This window comes from Mucilaginibacter sp. (assembly GCF_965200995.1).
GTDB lineage: Bacteria > Bacteroidota > Bacteroidia > Sphingobacteriales > Sphingobacteriaceae > Mucilaginibacter.
This window is the reverse complement of sequence record NZ_OZ241743.1, coordinates 3,498,751-3,518,884: the sequence shown is the minus strand read 5'-3', so window position 1 is coordinate 3,518,884 and position 20,134 is coordinate 3,498,751. Positions and strand designations below refer to the sequence as shown.

The 20,134-nt window shown below is 47.2% G+C and carries 14 protein-coding genes; 9 read left to right on the top strand and 5 right to left on the bottom strand.

What is annotated here, in order from left to right:
• The first annotated feature begins 92 nt into the window (after window positions 1-92).
• The 6 genes from ACY652_RS16380 (at window position 93) to ACY652_RS16355 (ending at window position 10,257) form a co-directional block, all read left to right on the top strand.
• Window positions 93-1,331 (top strand): nucleoside recognition domain-containing protein, encoded by a 1,239-nt coding sequence (locus tag ACY652_RS16380; RefSeq protein WP_462265458.1) that lies wholly within the window; start codon window positions 93-95, stop codon window positions 1,329-1,331.
• Window positions 1,332-1,531: 200 nt separating this feature from the next.
• Window positions 1,532-6,829: a PKD domain-containing protein gene (locus tag ACY652_RS16375; RefSeq protein WP_462265457.1), complete on the top strand. Its 5,298-nt coding sequence runs from the start codon at window positions 1,532-1,534 to the stop codon at window positions 6,827-6,829.
• A gap of 7 nt (window positions 6,830-6,836) precedes the next feature.
• On the top strand, window positions 6,837-7,871 hold the full coding sequence (locus tag ACY652_RS16370; protein ID WP_462265456.1) for a PorP/SprF family type IX secretion system membrane protein: 1,035 nt from the start codon (window positions 6,837-6,839) through the stop codon (window positions 7,869-7,871).
• A gap of 21 nt (window positions 7,872-7,892) precedes the next feature.
• Window positions 7,893-8,312 (top strand): hypothetical protein, encoded by a 420-nt coding sequence (locus tag ACY652_RS16365; protein ID WP_462265455.1) that lies wholly within the window; start codon window positions 7,893-7,895, stop codon window positions 8,310-8,312.
• A gap of 45 nt (window positions 8,313-8,357) precedes the next feature.
• Window positions 8,358-8,768 carry an OsmC family protein gene (locus ACY652_RS16360; protein ID WP_462265454.1) on the top strand — a complete coding sequence of 137 codons (411 nt, stop codon included), beginning with the start codon at window positions 8,358-8,360 and terminating at the stop codon, window positions 8,766-8,768.
• Window positions 8,769-9,153: 385 nt separating this feature from the next.
• On the top strand, window positions 9,154-10,257 hold the full coding sequence (locus tag ACY652_RS16355) for a mechanosensitive ion channel family protein (protein WP_462265453.1): 1,104 nt from the start codon (window positions 9,154-9,156) through the stop codon (window positions 10,255-10,257).
• A 1-nt stretch (window position 10,258) separates the two neighbouring features.
• Here the strand turns inward: ACY652_RS16355 and ACY652_RS16350 are convergent, their stop codons facing one another.
• Window positions 10,259-10,744 (bottom strand): DUF4126 family protein, encoded by a 486-nt coding sequence (locus ACY652_RS16350; protein ID WP_462265452.1) that lies wholly within the window; start codon window positions 10,742-10,744, stop codon window positions 10,259-10,261.
• A 194-nt stretch (window positions 10,745-10,938) separates the two neighbouring features.
• Here ACY652_RS16350 and ACY652_RS16345 point away from each other — a divergent pair, with 194 nt between their 5' ends.
• Complete coding sequence (locus ACY652_RS16345) at window positions 10,939-11,457, top strand: hypothetical protein (RefSeq protein WP_462265451.1); 519 nt, start codon at window positions 10,939-10,941, stop codon at window positions 11,455-11,457.
• Between the two features lie 80 nt (window positions 11,458-11,537).
• Here the strand turns inward: ACY652_RS16345 and ACY652_RS16340 are convergent, their stop codons facing one another.
• The 4 genes from ACY652_RS16340 to ACY652_RS16325 are packed head-to-tail and all read right to left on the bottom strand — an operon-like array spanning window position 11,538 to window position 17,790.
• Window positions 11,538-14,717: an efflux RND transporter permease subunit gene (locus ACY652_RS16340; RefSeq protein ID WP_462265450.1), complete on the bottom strand. Its 3,180-nt coding sequence runs from the start codon at window positions 14,715-14,717 to the stop codon at window positions 11,538-11,540.
• 6 nt (window positions 14,718-14,723) lie between these two features.
• Window positions 14,724-15,785 carry an efflux RND transporter periplasmic adaptor subunit gene (locus tag ACY652_RS16335; protein WP_462265449.1) on the bottom strand — a complete coding sequence of 354 codons (1,062 nt, stop codon included), beginning with the start codon at window positions 15,783-15,785 and terminating at the stop codon, window positions 14,724-14,726.
• Window positions 15,786-15,789: 4 nt separating this feature from the next.
• Window positions 15,790-17,127, bottom strand: a complete 1,338-nt coding sequence (locus ACY652_RS16330; protein ID WP_462265448.1) for a TolC family protein — start codon at window positions 17,125-17,127, stop codon at window positions 15,790-15,792.
• A gap of 48 nt (window positions 17,128-17,175) precedes the next feature.
• Complete coding sequence (locus ACY652_RS16325; protein WP_462265447.1) at window positions 17,176-17,790, bottom strand: TetR/AcrR family transcriptional regulator; 615 nt, start codon at window positions 17,788-17,790, stop codon at window positions 17,176-17,178.
• A 105-nt stretch (window positions 17,791-17,895) separates the two neighbouring features.
• On the opposite strand from ACY652_RS16325, the gene purB reads away from it, so the two are divergent.
• Window positions 17,896-19,251: an adenylosuccinate lyase gene (gene purB / locus ACY652_RS16320; protein WP_462268285.1), complete on the top strand. Its 1,356-nt coding sequence runs from the start codon at window positions 17,896-17,898 to the stop codon at window positions 19,249-19,251.
• A gap of 89 nt (window positions 19,252-19,340) precedes the next feature.
• Complete coding sequence (locus ACY652_RS16315) at window positions 19,341-19,889, top strand: NifU family protein (RefSeq protein WP_462265446.1); 549 nt, start codon at window positions 19,341-19,343, stop codon at window positions 19,887-19,889.
• The last annotated feature ends 245 nt before the right edge of the window (window positions 19,890-20,134 follow it).

Below are 20,134 nucleotides of genomic sequence, written 5' to 3'. Positions count from 1 at the left end.
AGGTAATTCTAAAAGCTGCTAATTTAAACTTTTGAAAGGCAAAATGCGCATCCCCGTACAGCACATTCGGCAAAAAGAAGTAATATTGAAGCATGGCTTTGAATTACATCTGGGTTGGCTTTTTTCTGATTGCTTTTGCAGTGGCCTTGTTTAAACTAACCGTGCTGGGCCAAACCGATGCCTTCAGCCTGCTGGTAGACGGGTTGTTCAGTTCCTCCAAAACCGCCGTAATGGATATTGCCCTGCCGCTTACCGGTGTAATGGCCTTATGGCTGGGCATCATGAACATCGGCGAAAAGGCCGGGGCGGTAAACTTCCTGTCGCGCATTGTAGGGCCTTTCTTTCATCGCCTGTTCCCCGAAGTGCCAAAGAACCACCCTGCTACCGGCCAAATGATGCTCAATTTTTCGGCTAACCTGTTAGGATTGGATAATGCCGCCACACCGCTGGGACTAAAAGCCATGGCCAGTTTGCAGGAACTCAACCCTAACAAGGAAACGGCCTCCAACGCACAGATCATGTTCCTGGTGCTGCACACCTCCGGGCTGCAATTGCTGCCGGTAACCATTATTGCACAGCGGGCCATACTGCACGCCAAAAATCCGGCAGATGTTTTTCTGCCTTGTATTATTGCCACCTTTGTGGCTACCATTGCCGGTATGCTGGTGGTGGCCATCAAGCAAAAAATCAACCTGTTCGACCGGGTGATATTAGCCTGGCTGGGCGGACTGACCACCTTTATCGCTTTGCTCATCTGGTTTTTTACTTCCTATTTAAGCCACGACCAGATCAGCACGGTATCAGGCATCATCAGCAGCACCTTGCTGATGGCCATACCTACCATCTTTATTCTTGGCGCTATGCGTAAAAAGCTGAACGTGTTTGAGGTGTTTATTGACGGTGCCAAAGACGGCTTCGGGGTAACGGTAAAGATCATCCCCTACTTAGTAGCTATGCTGGTGGCCATCAGCGTGTTCCGTAATTGCGGTGCGCTGGATTATGTGAACAGCGGCGTAAAATGGGTGGTACAGCTCTTTCATGGCGATACCCGTTTTGTGGATGCCATGCCGGTGGCTTATATGAAGCCGCTAAGCGGTTCCGGCTCAAAGGCGATGATGATCAGCACCATGCAAACCTACGGGCCCGACAGCTTTGCAGGCCGTTTAGGCAGCGTATTCAACGGCTCGGCGGATACTACCTTTTATATTGTGGCCCTGTATTTTGGCTCGGTAGGCATCAAGCGCTCCCGTTATGCCATACCCGCCGGCTTAATTGCCGATGCAGCAGGAATTATTGCCGCTATATTGGTATCTTATCTCTTCTTCGCTTAATCCTGCAGCCCGAACGGGCTTTAAACTTATTTCCTGTAAGTAGAAATTTATATAACATTTCGAAAAACAAAATCGTAAAAGCAGTTAAGCTAAATCATATAGCGAAAAACGCTGCCCAAAAAGGCAGTTGTAACTTTTCGTTAACTATTAGCGCTAATTGATTCAAATTAATTTGATTAAACTTTTACGACGAACGCTTAATGCATAAAAGCTTTTTAAGGGCTGCTGCGCTATTTATTTTTTACACGATATTCACTGCACTAACGGCTGGCAACGCCAACGCTCAGACAATCACGGTAAAAGATGTTGATCCGGGGCCATTTGCGCCGGGTTCTACCATCACTGCGCACATCTTTATTGACAACAGCGAAAGCGGTTATATAGCGCAAGGCAATAAATTCATCTTATACCTGTCTGATGTGAACGGTAACTTCGACAGCAAGACAAAAATCGGAGAGTTTGATGGATTTTATACCAGCTTTGTTAATGGCACACTACCGGGCAACTTAGCTCCGGGCGGAAACTACAAACTAAGGGTAGATGCTACTATTCCGGTTAAGGCGAGCTTACCCTCTACACCGTTTACCGTAAAAGCAGGTGACCCTTTAATTACAACAGTATACGGCGACCGTATAAACTCGAACCCAAGCTTTGCTGAAATTTTTGGCAGGTGTGATCATAGCGATCAGGCTTTCAATTTTTTTAATGGTACGCCAAATGCAACAACAACATTAAAATTTATTAATGAACTTACACAAAGCCAGGAAGAATCTACAATTACCCTCTCTCCAACTTTTTATGCTTTCCCGGCTAAAGCTGCAAACTATACAGTAATTGCACGATCTGAACGCAACGGAATCGTAGCTACAAAATCTTATTTATTACTGAACAACATTACCAGCGTTCAGTTAGGCAGCGTTGGAAAGAACAGTATATGCCTGATAGATAAAAAAGGGGATATTACCATCAAAACTGTTCCGGGTGAATTCACCCAAAACTATCCGGGCGACGTTTATAAGATAAATTTTGGCGACGGGAAAAGCCAATCTTTTACTTACTGGCAGTTAGTTGCGGCCAAGGGCCTTATACCACACACTTATACCTTCTCCTCGTGCGGCCTTAAAGAAAGCATTGGTGCCAATGCTTTTAAAGTCGAAATTCAGCCTTCCAATACATTTTGCGGCGATGTAGGCGCTACCTCAAATGTACCTGTAAAGGTTTTTGAAGCGCCTGTAAACAGAATTGGTGTTGAAGGTACCTCCGGTTTTGTAAGATGTCTGAACAGTGAAGTGGTTTTTTTAAACAAGTCAGACCCTGGCCAAAACCCTAACAGCACCAATTTAAGTTGTTTAAATGATGCCGCAAGATACACCTGGGTGGTTGATGGTAAAGACATTCAAACAAACTCACGCATTGGCGAAAAATTCAAATACCGTTTTCTTACGCCTGGCCAGCACACCATAACCCTGAATTTGCAGGTTGACCCAACTGATAAAGATGCAACCTGTACTATAGCTACCAAAACAGAAATTGTTTACATTCAGAACACCGCCCAGCCTGATTTTGACGTTCCGGCCCGTATCTGCTCTTCATCAATAATTACTCCCGACGACAAAAAAACTGTTGTAGACAACAGCGATCCTCAGTTTCTCAGCAGTTATTTATGGACAGTTACCGGCCCCGCCCCTGTAAGCTATGCCGGCGGCACCGGCAACAGCAGCAAAGCGCCGCAATTTAAATTTACGGTACCCGGTATCTATACCATAAAATTAAGTATCACTACCAATGGTTGCGGGGTTACAGAGTCGGCAGCAAAGCAAATTATTGTTGACGGGCCGCCAACCGCTACCCTATCGCCCGATGCTAAGGTGTGCATAAACAAGCTAACCTTTAACGATGCCAACGGACCCACCAAAACTACATTTTCGGGTACAGTGCAACCAGAAGCCGAAACCTATACATGGTCGGTAACGCCCGGTACATTTAGTTTCGAGTCTGGCAGTAATGAACACAGCCAGTATCCAACCATCATATTTAATGAAAAAAACACTACTTATACAGTTACCGTAATACACACAAATTCTTGCGGTTCAACAGATTTAAAAACCCAGAAGATTACTGTACAGAATGCACCCAGGGTAGATGCCGGTACCTATGATCCGGTTTGTAATAAGGAAGTTGAAATTGAGCTATCCCGGGCAACGGCCGACCCGGGAAACAGCTATGAGTGGAGCACCAAAGGCACAGGAAAGTTTTCTGATAAGAATAAGATCAACACAACCTATCAATTCTCTGATGCTGATAAGCAGGCAGGTAAGGTAACGCTATCGCTTAAAATAACAACTTCGCTTTCAGGGGATTGCAAAGAAATTTCAAGTCCGGCAGAAATTATAATACTTCCCCAGCCCAAAGTTACCAGCAGCGCTAATCCGCCTGCAACCTGCAGCGGCCAGCCCTTAAATTATACCATTACCGGTAATGTGCCCGCCACTTTTACCTGGACGGCCATCTCTCCCGACGGTGTTACGGGTTTTGCCGCCAGCGGCAGCGGCACAACTATAGCGGATGTTCCGGTGGTAACAGGTACTGCTGCAGGTACTGTCATCTATCAGATTAAGGCGACTGCCAACGGCTGCGAAGGCGACCCTCTGTTGGTAACGGTTAAAGTTAACCCGCTGCCTAAGATAAAGTTGGTTTATGCCAGCAGCGAGATATGCAGCGGCCAGCCTGCAGCCATCAGCATCACATCTGATATACCAGGCACAAAATACACATGGAATTTCGAAACCAGCAGCAGCGCGGTTACCGGCGGCACTGCGCCAACCGTACAGGCAGAAAAAACCACAATAACAGACGTTCTCAGCAACAGCAATAACAACGCATCCGGAACGATCACTTATTTTGTAACCCCTTATAATGGCGATTGCGCCGGCGCAGTTGAAAAGATTACGCTTACCATAAAGCCATCTCCTGTACAGCCAGGTGTAGCACAACCCCTTGACCGCGTGTGCGTTGCCGCCGGTGCTACCGGCACCTACACATTACAGGGCAACAACCTGACCCCTGCAACAGGCGTATGGTCGGTAGTGCAACCCGCAGCCAGCGATGTGGAATTTAAGAATGTGAATGACCCCAATACGGTGGTAAGCAAACTCATCCCCGGTACTGCTTACATCTTTCAATGGCAGTCTAACGGTGTTGCCGGATGCAGTACCAACCCGGCAACCTTTAACCTGGTGGTAAACAAGCAGAGTGTAGGCGGCACTACCAGCACCGCAGTAACAACCCTTTGCGCCGACCAAAGCGACAGTGAAGTAAAATTAACCGGCTATACCGGTAACATTATACGCTGGGAAAGTTCGACCGATAATTTTGGAACGCAGGGTACTATCAAAAGTATCCCCTCAACTGCTGCGATCATCCCGATAAGCCCGCAAACTACCACCTACTACCGTGCAGTGGTGCAAAACAGCAGCTGCGACGCCGTGTATTCTTCTGTAACCGTAATTAAGGTAATGCCGGGTATCGGCGTTGTTAATGCAGGCAAAGACCAGCCCCTATGTAAAACAACTTTCACCGTTCTGGAGGCCGCTGAGAATGCCAACCCGGGCGAATGGATTCAGGACAAAAACAACCCGCCCGGCTTACGCATATCATCTGCCACCCAGCGCAGGTCGCAGATTGACGGATTTTTACCGGGCAGTATCTATAAATTTACATGGAGGGTGCATGGTGCATGTATGGAAAAAGAAGATGAGGTGGTGGTTACTACCGGAAGCACCATAACGCCCGATTTCAAGTCCGGCCAAACCACAGGCTGCGGCCAAACAACAATCAGCTTTACCAATACCTCCTTCGGAAACGTTACTACACCACCCGCAGGCGCTGCTTTTGAATGGACGGTTGATGGTGTTGTAGTTTCAAGGGATTTTAATTTTACTTACCCGTTTGCGGCTTCGGCAACGCAAGATAAAACGTACCGGGTTGCGTTGAATATTCCCAGTAACTGCGAGCCGACAGAAGCAAAATCAGTAGATATCGTTATCAGTCCGGCTAAACCAGTGGCATCGCTCGCTTTGTTGGCCCCTGCAACCGGCTGTTCGCCTTATACGCTTTCGGTAGCGGCAGCCACACCTAATACCGGCGCCAACAATATCTTATACGAATACACACTCACTGATCTGAGCGGCGTAGATAAGCCTGTAACCATATCAATGCAGGATAATGGTGAGCCTGCGTTTGCACCGTTAAAAAATACGGGTAGAGGCGCTAAAAATTACACCCTTACTTTAAAGGTAACAGACAAATGCGGAAATTTCAGCATGAGCAAGCCGGTAACTATTACGGTACAGCCGCCCGGTGTAAACCCGATTTTTACAATTAAAGATCAGAAAGCCGGCTATTGCATTGGCGATAAAATAACGCTGCAAAACGGCTCGGCGGGCGGTACAAGCTATAGTTACAGCATTGTAAATAAAACCACCAGCGTAACCTATGGGCCGCTACCCACCATTACAGATGAAGAACTGCTCTACGAACCGCCAACACCGGGTGATTATGTGGTTACCCTGTATGCCAATAGTATATGCAACGCTAAGCCGGTGCCGTCGCAGGAGTTACGGTTTACGGTATACGCTTTGCCCGAGCCATCCTTTACCGCCGATAAACGAACTGCCTGCAGCAGTTTAATAGTAAAATTTACCAATACAACACCAGGCCTCAACGGCAGGCCGGCATCCAGCTTATTATACAGCTGGGATTTTGGGGATGGTACGGCGCCGGCTAAAGATTACATGCCGCAGCATGAGTACAAGCAACCGGGTACATACAGGGTAAGAATAATAGTTACCAACCCTGTTACCGGCTGTAATGCCAGTTTTCAAAGCCTAGAAAATTACATCGTGGTAACTGCCCCGCCCACCGCCGACTTTAGTGCAGAGCCCGGCCTTACAACAGCAGTGCCCAACTATACCTTTAAGTTTACCGACCAAAGCACCGGCACGCCGGTTAGCAGCTGGAGCTGGACATTTGGCGACGGTAAACCCGCTGATAATAGCAAGAACCCGACGCATATATATGACGACCCGGGTAAGTACAAGGTACGGCTGGTTACTACCGGCGCTAATGGCTGCCCCTCATTCGCAGAAAGAACGGTAGAAATTACCGGTGTGCGCGGCGAGCTGTTCATCCCCAATGCCTTTATGCCAACCAGTGCAACCAGCGAGCTGCGCACCTTTAAGGCGAAAGGTATGGGGCTTAAAGCATACCGGCTGCAGATATTTAATAATTATGGCCAGCTGATCTGGGAGAGTACGCAGCTGACCAGCGACGGCGCACCTGCCGAAGGGTGGGACGGCACCTTCCGTGGTTCGGCCGTACCGCAGGGGGTATATGTATGGCAAATGTCGGGCACGTACATCAGCGGCAGCGACTGGAAGGGCATGTCGTACAATAACGAGCCGCCCAAGCATACAGGTGTTATTCATTTAATCAGATAAGCGCGAAATGAAGTTGAGTAAGATATTAACGATTGTGTTTTGTAGTTTGCTGATGCACTTTGCCGCCGATGCACAAGATCATTTGTACTCGCAGTTTTTCAATTCGCCTGTTTACCTTAACCCGGCGTTGAACGGGCAGTTTGAAGGTGATTTGCGGATGAACCTGATTTACCGTAACCAGTGGACATCGGTACCCGGCAGCCTTAATTATTTAACGGCTTCTGTTGATTACAATATACCGCGTTTTGGCGGCGGCCTGGGCCTGCTGTTTACCCGCAGCAGCGAGGGCACGGCTTACCTCAAAAAGAATAACATTGCAGGCATCTATTCTTACAGTGTGGGGTCAGATAACTTTGTGCTGTCCTTCGGTTTGCAGGCCGGCATCACCAACCGGTCCATAGATTATGGTAACCTCATATTTGGCGATCAGATAGACCCGCGCCTGGGTTACATGCCCGGCAGCGGCTCATCTGCAGATTTGCCGCAGTTCAATAACCGCTATTACTTTGATTCGGGCGCCGGTATTAACCTCGTAGCCGGCAACTTCATGATCGGTGGCGCCTTGCAGCACATTAACCGGCCTAATGAATCTTTTACCGGTTCGCCTGCACGGCTGCCCATGCGGGTTACCGGGCATTTGAGTTACCGCTGGGATTTAGACGTTTACAGCAATACCGATGAAGACGACCATTCGTACGTTATTCCTTCGGTAGTCATCTACAAGCAATCGCAGGCGCAATCTGTTAACGCCGGTCTGGAATATAAGCGCAGGAGCGTAAGTGCGGGACTGTGGTACCGCTCCGGCGGCCAAAGCGGCCCGAGCGCCATTGTGGTATCGCTGACCTTTGACTTAAACATCAGCCGGGAAGGCGGTGAAAAGGTACGCTTCGGCCTGAGCCATGATGCCCCAAGTTCTAAACTCAATTACGGCAATACCAGCGGCACTACCGAAGGCAGCCTGAGCTACCAGACCACCCTGCCCAACCGCGCTTACATTGACCGCCGGTTTGACGGTGCAAAACGATGCTATGATTTTTATTAATTAACCCTTATAATCAATTCAATGGACAACCATTCAGCGGAAAACGAATACATACCCAACCGCTCTCAACACATAAGGGCAGCAAAATCAGCAATACGGCTGCTGGCTGTTTTTGGTGTTGCATTTACCATATTGATCCTCAGGTTTGCTTTAGGCTCAGTTTCGGCAGATGCCAGTACCGGTTTACCCGACAGCGAAGCCACCTACAAGGCGGCCCAGCAGTACATTCGTGAAAACATGAGGGCAGAAAGCCTGAACTTTTCGTCAGACGGCTACCAATATGCTCAAAAAAGCGATTCGGTGTATGTTATTCGTACCAGCGCCGAACTGCGCGATGGCGATGTTGTAAAAAGCATCGATTACTCGGTGCTGATAAAATACAAAGGCGGCGCAGCAGATAACCAGAACAGCTGGTTGTTACTGGACATTAGCCGTAATTAATGATAACCGGGCAAACATGAACGGCACTTTCCGCCTTGTGTGGATATGGATACCATAACCGGAGGAGCGATTAGCCAGGCCAGGGTACAAATGGCACGTACCCAATACCAAACCCTTATCAGCAGCGGCCACCATACCCTTATTGCCGATGAACCCGAAAGCCTGAATGGTTCAGATACCGGCATGTCGCCGTTCGGGTTGTTACTGGCCGGTTTGGGTAGCTGTACTTCCATTACCCTGCGCATGTACATTAACCGGAAAATGTGGATTGTAGATGAGATCAACATCGATCTGGCTATATATAAGGTGCAGGGCGGCAACCTGATAACGCGTAATATTGAGCTGAAAGGCGACCTTACTGAGGAACAAAGGAAGCGACTGGAGCAAATTGCCGATGCCTGCCCGGTGCATAAGCTACTGGTAGGCGCTGTAATGGTAGAAACCCGCCTATCATAAAAAAACAGGCCGGAACACTGTTCCGACCTGTTTCAATCACTCTAAAACAATCACCTCTAACTTTAGAAGTATTTTAAATATTTTCTACCTTGGGCTGGCACTGCAAATATACAAAAAGCGCCGCCTGTATAATGTGGTTACCTGTGTTATGACCTGGTTCTGACAGTTTAGGCGTTGTAACATACATTAGATAATTAGCTATACTATAAGACGTATATAATATTGATTTATTGCGTATTATAGTATCAAAAGCACCCATAATGCAGACAAAAGATTAACATTACTATGCCTTGTTTACCGGCAACATACAGTACGTATGATAAACCACCCGGAGCAGGCCATCTTCTTTGGCTGTGTTATTTAAAAAATAAATTTTCAACTGATTATGGAAAGCAAAATTCCTGCAGACTTTTTAGAATTTTCAACTCAATTCCCGGCATTCGTCTGGAATTTGCTCATTGTGCTTTCGGCAATATTGTTCGGGTTAATTGTTAAGGGGATATCGGCGCTTATACTCCGTGCCTTTGCAGATAAACAAGCTCCGTATTCATTTTTACTTTCCCTGCACAAACGCCTGGGGCCGGTTACCTCTTATTTCTTTCCCCTGTTCATACTGAATTTGCTGATGCCCTTAATGCGCATGAAAACAGTTTACCTCACCCCGATTGACCGGGTGGTAGATATCGCATTAACCATCAGCTTTGCAGCGGTACTCATCCGTATCATACGGGTATTTGAAGATTACGTTTACTATACATACGACTTAAACAAGGCGGATAACCTGAAGGAACGCAAGATACGCACACAGTTACAGTTCATCCGCAAGCTGGCGGTTATGGTGATTGTATTTGTTACGTTGTCCATTATTCTGCTAAGCTTCAGCGGCCTGCGCCGCATTGGAACAGGCCTGCTTACAGGAGTGGGCATCGGCAGTATTTTTGTAGGCCTGGCCGCACAAACTTCGCTGGGCAATTTGCTGGCCGGTTTTCAGATTGCCTTTACGCAACCCATCCGCATTGATGACGTGCTGGTGGTTGAAGGCGAATGGGGCCGGGTGGAGGATATTACCCTCACCTATGTGGTGCTGCGCATCTGGGACCAGCGGCGGCTGATTCTGCCTATCAATTACTTTATTCAAAAACCGTTTCAGAACTGGACACGCATATCTGCCGACATTATGGGCACCGTTTTTCTTTATATGGATTACAGTGTGCCGCTGGATGCCATACGTGCAGAATACAGCCGTTTACTGGCCGCTACGCCCCTGTGGGACAAAAAAGTGAGCGCCGTACAAGTAACCGATGCGAAAGAGAAAACAATAGAAATCCGGGTATTGATGAGTGCTAAAAACTCCTCGGAAGCCTTTGATCTGCGGTGCTACATCAGGGAACACCTGATTAGTTTTATACAGCAAAATTACCCGGACAGCCTGCCTAAATTGCGCGGTGACGGCAATGCCCGGCTGGGGCAAGCTGAACCGGAAGCATAATTTAGGCAGCCTGGCTCAGTCCAATACCTGCGCCAACCACCAACGCATCTTCTATACTACCCACAATCGGGTCTATAATGGTAGTGTGCTTTACTGTTGATTTACGGATGAAGAAGGAGGCAAATGTTGATGCCGCCGCTGCCGAACCGCCAATGAGCGCGCCGATTACTGCGTTACTGCCATTCGCCTTATAGATGCTTGCACCTGACAGGGCTCCTGCAGCCACACGGAAACCCACACCCAATGGCATAATGCGGTTGGGCGTACCGGGCAATTTATCGGCAATAAACTCCTGTACTGCAAACAGCTTCAAGGCGGTAGCTACCTTTTCTGATTGCATGAAGCTGAGCCTGCTGTTGGCCAGCGCATCTGTTTGATGATGACTTAAGATATGACTGGCAATTGCCGGGGCCGAAGCGGAACGTAAGCCCGCCAGCGTACCTATGCCTAATGTTTGCCAAAACGGTTTTGTTAGTTTAATAGCCATGTTTTTTATATCAATGGAAGTAGATGCTTTGAACCTTGTTAAGTGATAACTTTTTTAACTGCCGGCGGAACTTTTTGTTTTTTAAACACAACAACATGTACTTAGCACAATAATTTTTAATGCAACTATTAAACATGCGCTAAAACTTATGATTAAATAATTGTTATACAAAAAAGCGGCACAATCATCATCTCATGAAAATAAAAGAAGAAAACGCGTTAGGCGAATTGGGTAATGCCATAGGCAAAGGCGTTCTTGCCGGTTTGGCCGGCACACTGGCCATGACCATCTCACAGGCCATAGAAATGAAAATTACCGGTCGCGGGCCAAGTGATGCCCCGGTCAAGGTAGTATCGCAAGTGGCAGACGTAGAACCCACCAGCCAGGGCGAAAAGGAAAAAGTAGGTTACGAAATACATTTGGCCTACGGCACAACCTGGGGCATTGCCAGAGGATTGATCGGCTTAACCGGATTAAAGGGGCTGCCAGCCTCAGCATTACATTTTGCAGCGGTGTACGGAACGGAGTTGTACATTATGCCTAAGTTTAACGCCGGCCCTCCGGTTACCGAAGAAAAGCCAAAAGAAATTGGCATTGATGTATTGCACCACGCTGTTTACAGCCTCGTATCGGGTTTAGTGTATGATGCCTTGGATGCCGGCAGCAGACGCCAGAAAAAAGCACGGAAAATAGTTGAAAAACTGCACGGATAATACTATTGACACTCCTGTATTAACCTCAAAACGCCGCTCTTATTTATAAAGCGGCGTTTTGAGGTTAAAAGAACTACGCATCAAACCAGTTCAGGGTCGTGCTCGTATTCCTTTACTTCTTTGTGTTCATACTTCTGATGCATTAACTCATCAAGAGATTCCTGCTTCTTGTTATTATTCCATTTAGCAATGCGGTTATCAAAAATCTGGTAGATAACCGGTACTATGATCAGGGTCAGGAACAGTGAACTGAGCAAACCACCAATGATTACCCAGGCCAGACCATTTTTCCATTCGGCACCTGCGCCTTTAGCTATTGCGATGGGCACCATACCGATGACCATCGCAATGGTGGTCATCAATATCGGGCGTAAACGTGCATGGTTGGCTAAAATCAGCGCATCGTAGGTGGACTTGCCTTCTGCCTTCATCTGGTTGGTATAATCCACCAGGATAATGGCATTTTTGGCTACCAGGCCAATCAGCATAATCATACCTAAAATGGTAAAGATGTTAAGCGCATTATTGGTTAAGCCCAACGCCAGCAAGGCGCCTATTACCGATAGCGGAATGGAAAACATCACCACAAGCGGATAGATAAAGTTATCGTACAACGCTACCATAATAAAGTATACCAGCAGTATGGAAGCCAGCAGCGCAAGGCCCAATGAGCCAAAACCCTCCGACTGATTTTCTGCATCACCGGCAAACACATAGGTTACCCCCGATGGCTTTCTCAGCTTTTCCAGCTGGGCTGTCCATTCGGTTACTATGGTACCTGTAGGGCGGCCTATAGTTTGGCCCTGTACCTCAACAGAGGTAATTTTATCGCGGCGGTCCAGCTGGCTCGGCCCGGAGCCTACCACTACTGAAGCAAACTGCTCCAGCCTGATCTGCTGACCCTGGTTGTTGGTGAACATCAGGTTCTTTACATCATCAATGTTGCGGCGGTTAAAGCTTTGCAGGCGAATGTCGATATCGTACTCATATTCGCCCTGCCTGAACTTACTATCGGTGTTACCGCTAAAGGCGGTTTGCATGGTAGCACCTACCGTTTGCAGGCTTAAGCCCAGCGAAGCCATTTTATCACGGTCAACCTTTACATCAATCTCCGGGTTACCGGCTTCTACAGATAGCTTTACTTCGGTAGCGCCGGGTATTTTAGCCAGGCTTACCTGTGCCGCTTTGGCAAAAGCCATCACGCTATCCAGCTCCGGCCCCATTACAGCCAGATCGATGGGTGCCCGGTCGGCAGTACCCAAAATACCCACAGGGATGGTTTTTAATTTAGCGCCGGTAACCAATGGCGCAATCTCACGCTTCATTTTAGCAGCCAGCACATCCGACTGATCTTCACGCTCGGTACGGGGCACCAGCTTAACATCCACTTCTGCCTTGTAAGGCGAAGCCTGTATGGCGAGTGTACCATCATTGGCCTGACCAACGGTGGTTACCATGGAGGTTACTTCCTTACGTTTGCTCAGGTAATTTTCTACCCGGCGTATCATCTGGTTGGATTGCTCAATAGAGGCATCCTTAGGCAGCTCAATCTGCACCAGAAACTCGCCACGATCCCCTTTGGGGAAGAACTCCGAGCCAATGAACCCTGCCGGCAGCATACCGCACGAACCGATAAACATGATGAACACAAAACCCAGTACGGTTTTACGGTGCGCCAGCGACCATACCAGGATGCCGGTGATCCAGTTGGTAAAACGGGTCAGCATCTTTTCGAACCCTAAGATAAACCGGCCAAAGATGTTATTGCCGGTGATGTGTTCCAGCTTGCCAAACCGCGATGAAAGCAGCGGGATAATGGTGAACGATGACAGCAATGACAGTAAGGTAGACATTACAATTACCATAGAGAACTGCCGCAAAATATCAGATACCAAACCCTGGCTCAAGGCAATAGGTAAGAACACCACCACAATTACCAGCGTGATAGACATTACCGTAAAGCCGATCTCCTTGGTGGCATCATACGCTGCCCGTACCCGGTTCTTGCCCATCTCCATGTGGCGGTAAATGTTTTCGAGCACTACAATGGCATCATCCACCAATATACCTACCACCAGCGACAGCCCTAATAAAGACATGAGGTTGAGCGAGTAATGCAACAGGCTCATGCCGATGAAAGTAGCGATCAACGAGGCCGGAATGGAAACCATCACGATGAGGGCGTTACGCAAACTGTGCAAAAAGAACAGCATCACGAATGCCACCAGCACTACCGCCAGAATTAAATCATGTATTACCGCTTCGGCAGATTCAAGTGTATACGTAGAGGTATCGTTGGCAACGCTAAGTTTAATACCGGAATTAGCGTATTCCTTTTCAACATCGCGCAGCGTTTTATTTACGCCCTCGCTTACGCCTACCGCATTTGCATCCGACTGCTTCAGTACCTGCATTACAATGGTACTGGTACGGTTGTAGCGGGCTATCTTGTCTACATCCTGCTGGGTATCCTGTATCTCAGCAATATCGCCTAAGCGTATCTGGCTGCCATCGGCGGTGTTGCTCACCACCAGGTTACGCAGATCGTCGAGGCTGCTGTATTTGCCAGATAAACGGATACGGATGTTCTGGCTGGTGGTTTTAACCCCGCCGGTAGGAAAATCAAGATTGGAACTTAGTACGGCCATCTGTACCATCGGGACGGATAAGCCATAGCCCTGCATTTTGCCGGCATCAATATTTACCTGTATTTCCCGCTCCTGGCCGCCAACTAAATTTACCTGCGCCACACCTTTGATACGCGATACGATAGGCGCGATACGCTTATCCATCAGGTCATAAAACTGGGCGCTGTTAAGCTTAGTGGACGTAGCCGACAAGGTCATTACCGGCAGATCATCCAGCGAGAACTTGTTCAATGCAGGCGTTTTTACGGTTGAAGGTAAATCAGCCGATATGGCGTTTACCTTGCGCACCGCATCATTAAGCGCCTGGTTCACATCGGCCCCGGTGTTGAGGGTGATGGTTACTAATGATAACCCTTCGAATGATGAAGAATTTAACCGCTTCACGTTTTCGAGCGTTGATACGGCATCCTCAATTTTTTTGGTTACCGTATTTTCCACTTCCGAAGGAGCCGCCCCCGGATAAATAGTGCTGATGGTTACCACATTGGAGGTAAACTTGGGCAGCAGCTCGTAATTTAAGGTAAAGTAACTCAGCAGCCCCAACAGGGTAAGTGCGGTAAATACCACAATAACCAAACTGGGGCGCTTAATGGATATCTCAGCTATTTTCATAATGCTTTATTTTTGAATGGATACTTTGGCGCCGTCGGTTAAATTGATCTGGCCGCTGGTAATTACAGTTTCGCCTTCTTTCAGGCCGCTTAGTACTTCTACCTGGTCGCCAATGATGCGGCCTGATACTACTTTACGGCTGCGGGCGGTATTATCGCCCTCCAGTACAAATATTTCGTTGCTGCTTACGCTGCCCACAAAAGAGCCGCGCGGAACAGTGATGGCAGGTTTTTCCTTAGCGAACTCAAAAACCGCAGTAGCATACATGCCGGCTTTCAGTTTATTGCCCGGGTTGCTGTTCATTTTAATTTCTACAGGAAAATTCAAGGTGTTATCGCCTTTGGCTGCAATGAAGCTAACCGTACCCGAAAATTGCTGATCGGGAAATACGCCCGATAATACTTTAGACTGCTGGCCCATGCGGATATTGGCCACCTGCGATTCGTTTACGTTCACTTTCAGCTTCAGCTTCGATACATCAACCAGCTCAAACAACTTGGTGCCGGGAGCCACATAAGCGCCCTGCTCAATATAACGCTGGTTAACAACGCCGCTGATTGGGGCTTTTATGCTGGCATCGCTGATGCGGCGGCGGGAGCTTTGCAGCCGGGTTTGCGCCGTGCGCAGATCCAGGTTGGCACGGTCCAGCTGCTGCTGGGTAACCCCGCCCGTACTGAACGAGCTTTGGTAGCGCTGCGCATCGCGCTGTGCATTCTGGTACGTGGCCTGTGCAGCATCCAAATCGGTACGCAGCAGCTCTGCATCTAATATAGCAATCACCTGCCCTTTGCTTACATGGCTGCCTACGTCTACCAGCAGGCGGGTAATACGGCCCTGGTTCTCTGCCGCAAAGTCGAGCGATTGTGCGGCGGCAAGCGTACCATTCACACTGAAATTCAAATCAACGGCTGTGCGTTTTACGGTGGCTATATTCACCACAGCATCACCACTGCCCTGGGCAACTTCTGCAGTTACGGCTTCGTTCTTCTTTTTATTTTTGGTGAGTACAAATATTATCCCGCCCAAAACAGCGGCAACAATAACTATGGTCAGTATGATCTTCTTCATCAGTTTAATTCAATAAGGTTCTTATGTTTCCGTTCGATTTAATTAATTCTATCTCAGCTATCTTATAGTTCAATAACGCCTGGTTGTAGCTGTTCTGTGCCGATACCAAAGCATTTTGCGCATCCAGTAGATCGGTCAGGGAGGCTAAGCCGTTCCTGTAATTATTTTGGGTACTGGTGTATACCTCGTTGGCCAAACGCACGTTTGCGGTTTGCAGCGATATGGTGTTCAGGCTGTTGCTGATCTGCACCCTGGCATTTTTGTAGGCCAGGTTTAACGCATTCGAGGTGTTGCGTATATCCTCGCGTATCTTCAGAATATCCACATTGGCCTCCCGCACCCTTGACCGCCGGGCAAAGCCATCGAATACCGGTATATTCAGGGTAAGCCCGATGGCCGATGCGCCATACCAGTAGGCGCTGCTATTGCGGGTAAAATTGAACAAATTAAAATTCGGGCTCAAACCGTTCTGCGAATAATTAGCCGTAAATGACAGGCTCGGGTAATACTGCGCCTGGTAGGCCTGCTTCTGAAACTTCAACAGTTGCTCCTGCTTGGTGAGCACCTTATAATCAATCAGGTTGGTGGTATTTACGCTATCCAAACCACGGGGGGCTTCTGTTTTTACATTCTGCAGTTCCGCCTGAGGTATGATGATTACGGTATTCACCGGCATACCCATGTAATACTTCAATGTATTTTCGCCCTGCGATATGGCATTTAATAACTGCTCGCGCTGGGTATTCAGGTTGGTAATGTTTACCTGTGTACGGTCCAGGTCGATCTTCTTGGCTAAACCGCTTTTAAATTGCGCTGCAATAATTTTGGCTACATGGGCGGTTGCATTAATGTTGGAATCAATCACTTCCAACTGCTCGCGTGTAACCAGGTACTGGTAATAGGCCGATGATACCTGCTCAATTACGTTTTCCTCGGTTTGCTGGCTGGTTAACCGGTAAAAATCAACGCTGGCCTCTGAAGCCTTTAAACCGGTGAACACCTGCTTATCAAACAGTTTCTGGCTGAAGTTGGCCTGCCCTACCGCGTTGTACTTTGTACCTAAGCTTACTACCTGGCCGTTAAATATCAGCTTTGGTATAATCAGCTGGTCGGTTAAGGTACCGGCTATATTCAGTTGCGGCAAGGCCTGTGCGCGGGTTTCCTGTACTACATACTTGGCGCGCTCAATATCGAGGCGTGATTTATTGACCGTACTGTTATTGCGCAAAGAGTAATTGAGCGCATCCCTCAGCGTTAACACAATGCCGGGCTGCTGCTGGGCTTTAGCCTGCCGCACGCTTAGCAATGTGAATGCTAAAAGTATTAATTTACTAAATTTCATTGATTAAATAATAGGGGTTTGAAGTAATGATAGGTTTGCTGAACGTATTTAAATAGTGGTGGTAGCTTCTTTGTACTGGTTAAGCAGCTTGTAACCTTTAAGGGTACAAATGCCGTAATTAAAGTGATCTTCAAACTGTTGCTGCACTTTCCAGATACTATAGATAGCAGGCGGAAACAGGTCATTATCAAATCCCATCTCTATCTGGTTTACCCGCATCTGCGCGATAATTTTAATATCGATGTCGGGGCGGATAAACCCCTGGTTGATGCCCTTCTCCAATAAATTTTCAATGGTTTTTACAATATGCGTTTGCTTAAACTCCCGAAAAATCTTAAAGGCTTCGGGGTAGTATTTTTTCATGTCATGAAAGGCCGAGGCATTGATTTTCGTCAGCACTACCTCAGAGCATTTAGTCATACGGATCAACTGCTCAATTACATTGGCCGAACTTTCTGTTATCTCCCTCATCTGCTTTTCATCGCGCTGTAATTTGGCCTGCACAATGGCAGCTACCATTTCGCTTTTATCGGCAAAGTGCTGGTAGATGGTTTTTTTCGACATCCCCAGGTATTTGGCAATATCATCCATAGTGATGCTCTTGATACCTGATTTTAAAAACAACTCGCTGCTGCCCTCTATGATTCTGTCTATGGTGTCCATAAAATTTTCTGATGCAAAACTATGGAAACTATTTTTGATTACAAAGTTTCCATAGTTTATTACTTTGTGCCGACAAATGCTTTTGGCTTTAGTATATTTGCCTGCATGGACAATGCAAACCAGCTAACCGCCCTTACCGCAATTTCGCCTGTTGACGGCCGCTACCGTAATACCACTGATGTACTGGCACCCTACTTTTCGGAGTACGCTTTAATCAAATACCGGGTATATGTTGAAATTGAATATTTCATCGCTTTGTGCCAGCACCCGTTGCCACAACTGCATAAATTTGATGCCGCTAAATTCGATTTGTTACGCCGCATCTATACCAATTTCTCCGAAGGCGATGCGGCGCAGATCAAGGAGATTGAGAAAACCACCAACCATGATGTAAAGGCGGTTGAGTATTTCATTAAAGCTAAGTTTGATGAACTGGACATTGCCGATTACAAAGAATTTATCCATTTCGGGCTTACCTCGCAGGATATTAATAACACGGCTACGCCCTATTATTTTAAACTTGCCGTAAACGAAGTTTACCTGCCTGCATTGCAGGAAGTGATCAATCTGCTTAAGCAAAAAGCCGAAGACTGGGCGGCCATACCCATGCTGGCCCGTACCCACGGCCAACCGGCTTCGCCTACCCGCCTGGGCAAAGAGGTATCGGTATTTGTGGAACGACTGGAGAGCCAGGTAAACTTATTAATGCAGATCCCCTACTCGGCAAAATTCGGCGGTGCTACCGGTAATTTTAATGCACATCATGTAGCCTACCCGCAGATTGACTGGCGTGCCTTTGGTAACCATTTTGTGAATGAGGTATTGCAACTGCACCGCTCACAGCTCACCACCCAAATTGAGCATTATGATAACTTTGCGGCGCATTGCGATGCTTTAAAGCGCATCAATACCATTCTGATTGATTTAGACCGGGATATATGGACTTATATTTCGATGAACTATTTTAAGCAGAAGATTAAGGCCGGCGAGGTAGGTTCATCTGCTATGCCGCACAAGGTGAACCCGATTGATTTCGAAAACTCGGAAGGTAACCTGGGCATTGCAAACGCTTTATTTGAACACCTGGCGGCCAAATTGCCCATCTCCCGATTGCAGCGCGATTTAACCGATTCTACCGTATTGCGCAACGTTGGCGTACCGGTGGCGCATACGCTGATTGCCTTAAAATCTACACTGAAGGGATTGAATAAATTGTTATTGAACGAAGCCGCCATACAAGATGATTTAGAAGATAACTGGGCTGTGGTTGCAGAAGCGATACAAACCATTTTACGCCGCGAAAATTATCCGAACCCTTACGAAGCGTTAAAGGAGCTGACCCGGACCAACCAGGGCATTAATGCTGATACGATTGCCGGATTTGTAAATACGCTTGACATTAGCGAGTCTGTAAAGCAGGAATTGAGAAACATTACACCGGCCAATTATACAGGCATATAGTCATATAGCCGTAAAAACTGGCTGAACGTATCTCTATTCATCTGCTTCCTGTTTACATTTGTTACATTGTATTTAAAAAGATCACTGTTATGAACATTAACGTATATACCGAATCTACACCGAACCCGGCAACCATGAAGTTTATTGTAAACAAGTTGCTGATTAATGGCAGTGTAGACTATGCAACAAAGGAAAGTGCAGAAACCTCGCCTTTTGCCAAGGAACTGTATAAGTTTTCTTTTGTGAACGGTGTGTTCTTTGCCAGCAATTTTGTAACGGTTACTAAAACTGATGGCACGGAATGGGATGATATTGAGGCCATTTTAAAAGAGTTTGTAAAGGGTGCGGTAGAATCAGAATTAAAGGTACAGGAGGCACCCGAAGCGGAAGTGGACTTTGAAGGTACCGATGCCGAAGTAAAAATACAGCAGATTTTGCATGATTATGTACGCCCTGCTGTTGAGCAGGACGGCGGTGCCATCAGCTATAAATCTTTTAACGAGGGTATAGTAACCGTAGAGCTGCGCGGCTCATGCAGCGGCTGCCCTTCATCTACCATCACCCTAAAGGCCGGTATCGAAAATCTGTTAAAGCGTATGGTGCCCGAAGTTACAGAAGTAGTATCAGAAGCGTTATAGTCTTTTTGATTACACAGATTATTGTTTGATTACACCGATGGGGGTTAATACCCTGATGGATATATCGTTAGAGCCGGATAAAATTTCCGGCTTTTTTTGTAAAATGATTTTAACAATCGAGGGTGAAACCGGTAAAGATCGTCATCAGTGTTTGGAAGCGTAAATCGGAGGTACGTTCATAGTTATCCGGAAGACGTTTTAAATTAAAATGACTGCCTTTACATCATCATAAACTGATCTCTATG

Bases quoted from the DNA above. Each gene is read 5' to 3' on its own strand.
- ACY652_RS16380 (WP_462265458.1), top strand. From the start codon at position 93: ATGGCTTTGAATTACATCTGGGTTGGCTTTTTTCTGATTGCTTTTGCA.
- ACY652_RS16375 (WP_462265457.1), top strand. From the start codon at position 1,532: ATGCATAAAAGCTTTTTAAGGGCTGCTGCGCTATTTATTTTTTACACG.
- ACY652_RS16370 (WP_462265456.1), top strand. From the start codon at position 6,837: ATGAAGTTGAGTAAGATATTAACGATTGTGTTTTGTAGTTTGCTGATG.
- ACY652_RS16365 (WP_462265455.1), top strand. From the start codon at position 7,893: ATGGACAACCATTCAGCGGAAAACGAATACATACCCAACCGCTCTCAA.
- ACY652_RS16360 (WP_462265454.1), top strand. From the start codon at position 8,358: ATGGATACCATAACCGGAGGAGCGATTAGCCAGGCCAGGGTACAAATG.
- ACY652_RS16355 (WP_462265453.1), top strand. From the start codon at position 9,154: ATGGAAAGCAAAATTCCTGCAGACTTTTTAGAATTTTCAACTCAATTC.
- ACY652_RS16350 (WP_462265452.1), bottom strand. From the start codon at position 10,744: ATGGCTATTAAACTAACAAAACCGTTTTGGCAAACATTAGGCATAGGT.
- ACY652_RS16345 (WP_462265451.1), top strand. From the start codon at position 10,939: ATGAAAATAAAAGAAGAAAACGCGTTAGGCGAATTGGGTAATGCCATA.
- ACY652_RS16340 (WP_462265450.1), bottom strand. From the start codon at position 14,717: ATGAAAATAGCTGAGATATCCATTAAGCGCCCCAGTTTGGTTATTGTG.
- ACY652_RS16335 (WP_462265449.1), bottom strand. From the start codon at position 15,785: ATGAAGAAGATCATACTGACCATAGTTATTGTTGCCGCTGTTTTGGGC.
- ACY652_RS16330 (WP_462265448.1), bottom strand. From the start codon at position 17,127: ATGAAATTTAGTAAATTAATACTTTTAGCATTCACATTGCTAAGCGTG.
- ACY652_RS16325 (WP_462265447.1), bottom strand. From the start codon at position 17,790: ATGGACACCATAGACAGAATCATAGAGGGCAGCAGCGAGTTGTTTTTA.
- purB (WP_462268285.1), top strand. From the start codon at position 17,896: ATGGACAATGCAAACCAGCTAACCGCCCTTACCGCAATTTCGCCTGTT.
- ACY652_RS16315 (WP_462265446.1), top strand. From the start codon at position 19,341: ATGAACATTAACGTATATACCGAATCTACACCGAACCCGGCAACCATG.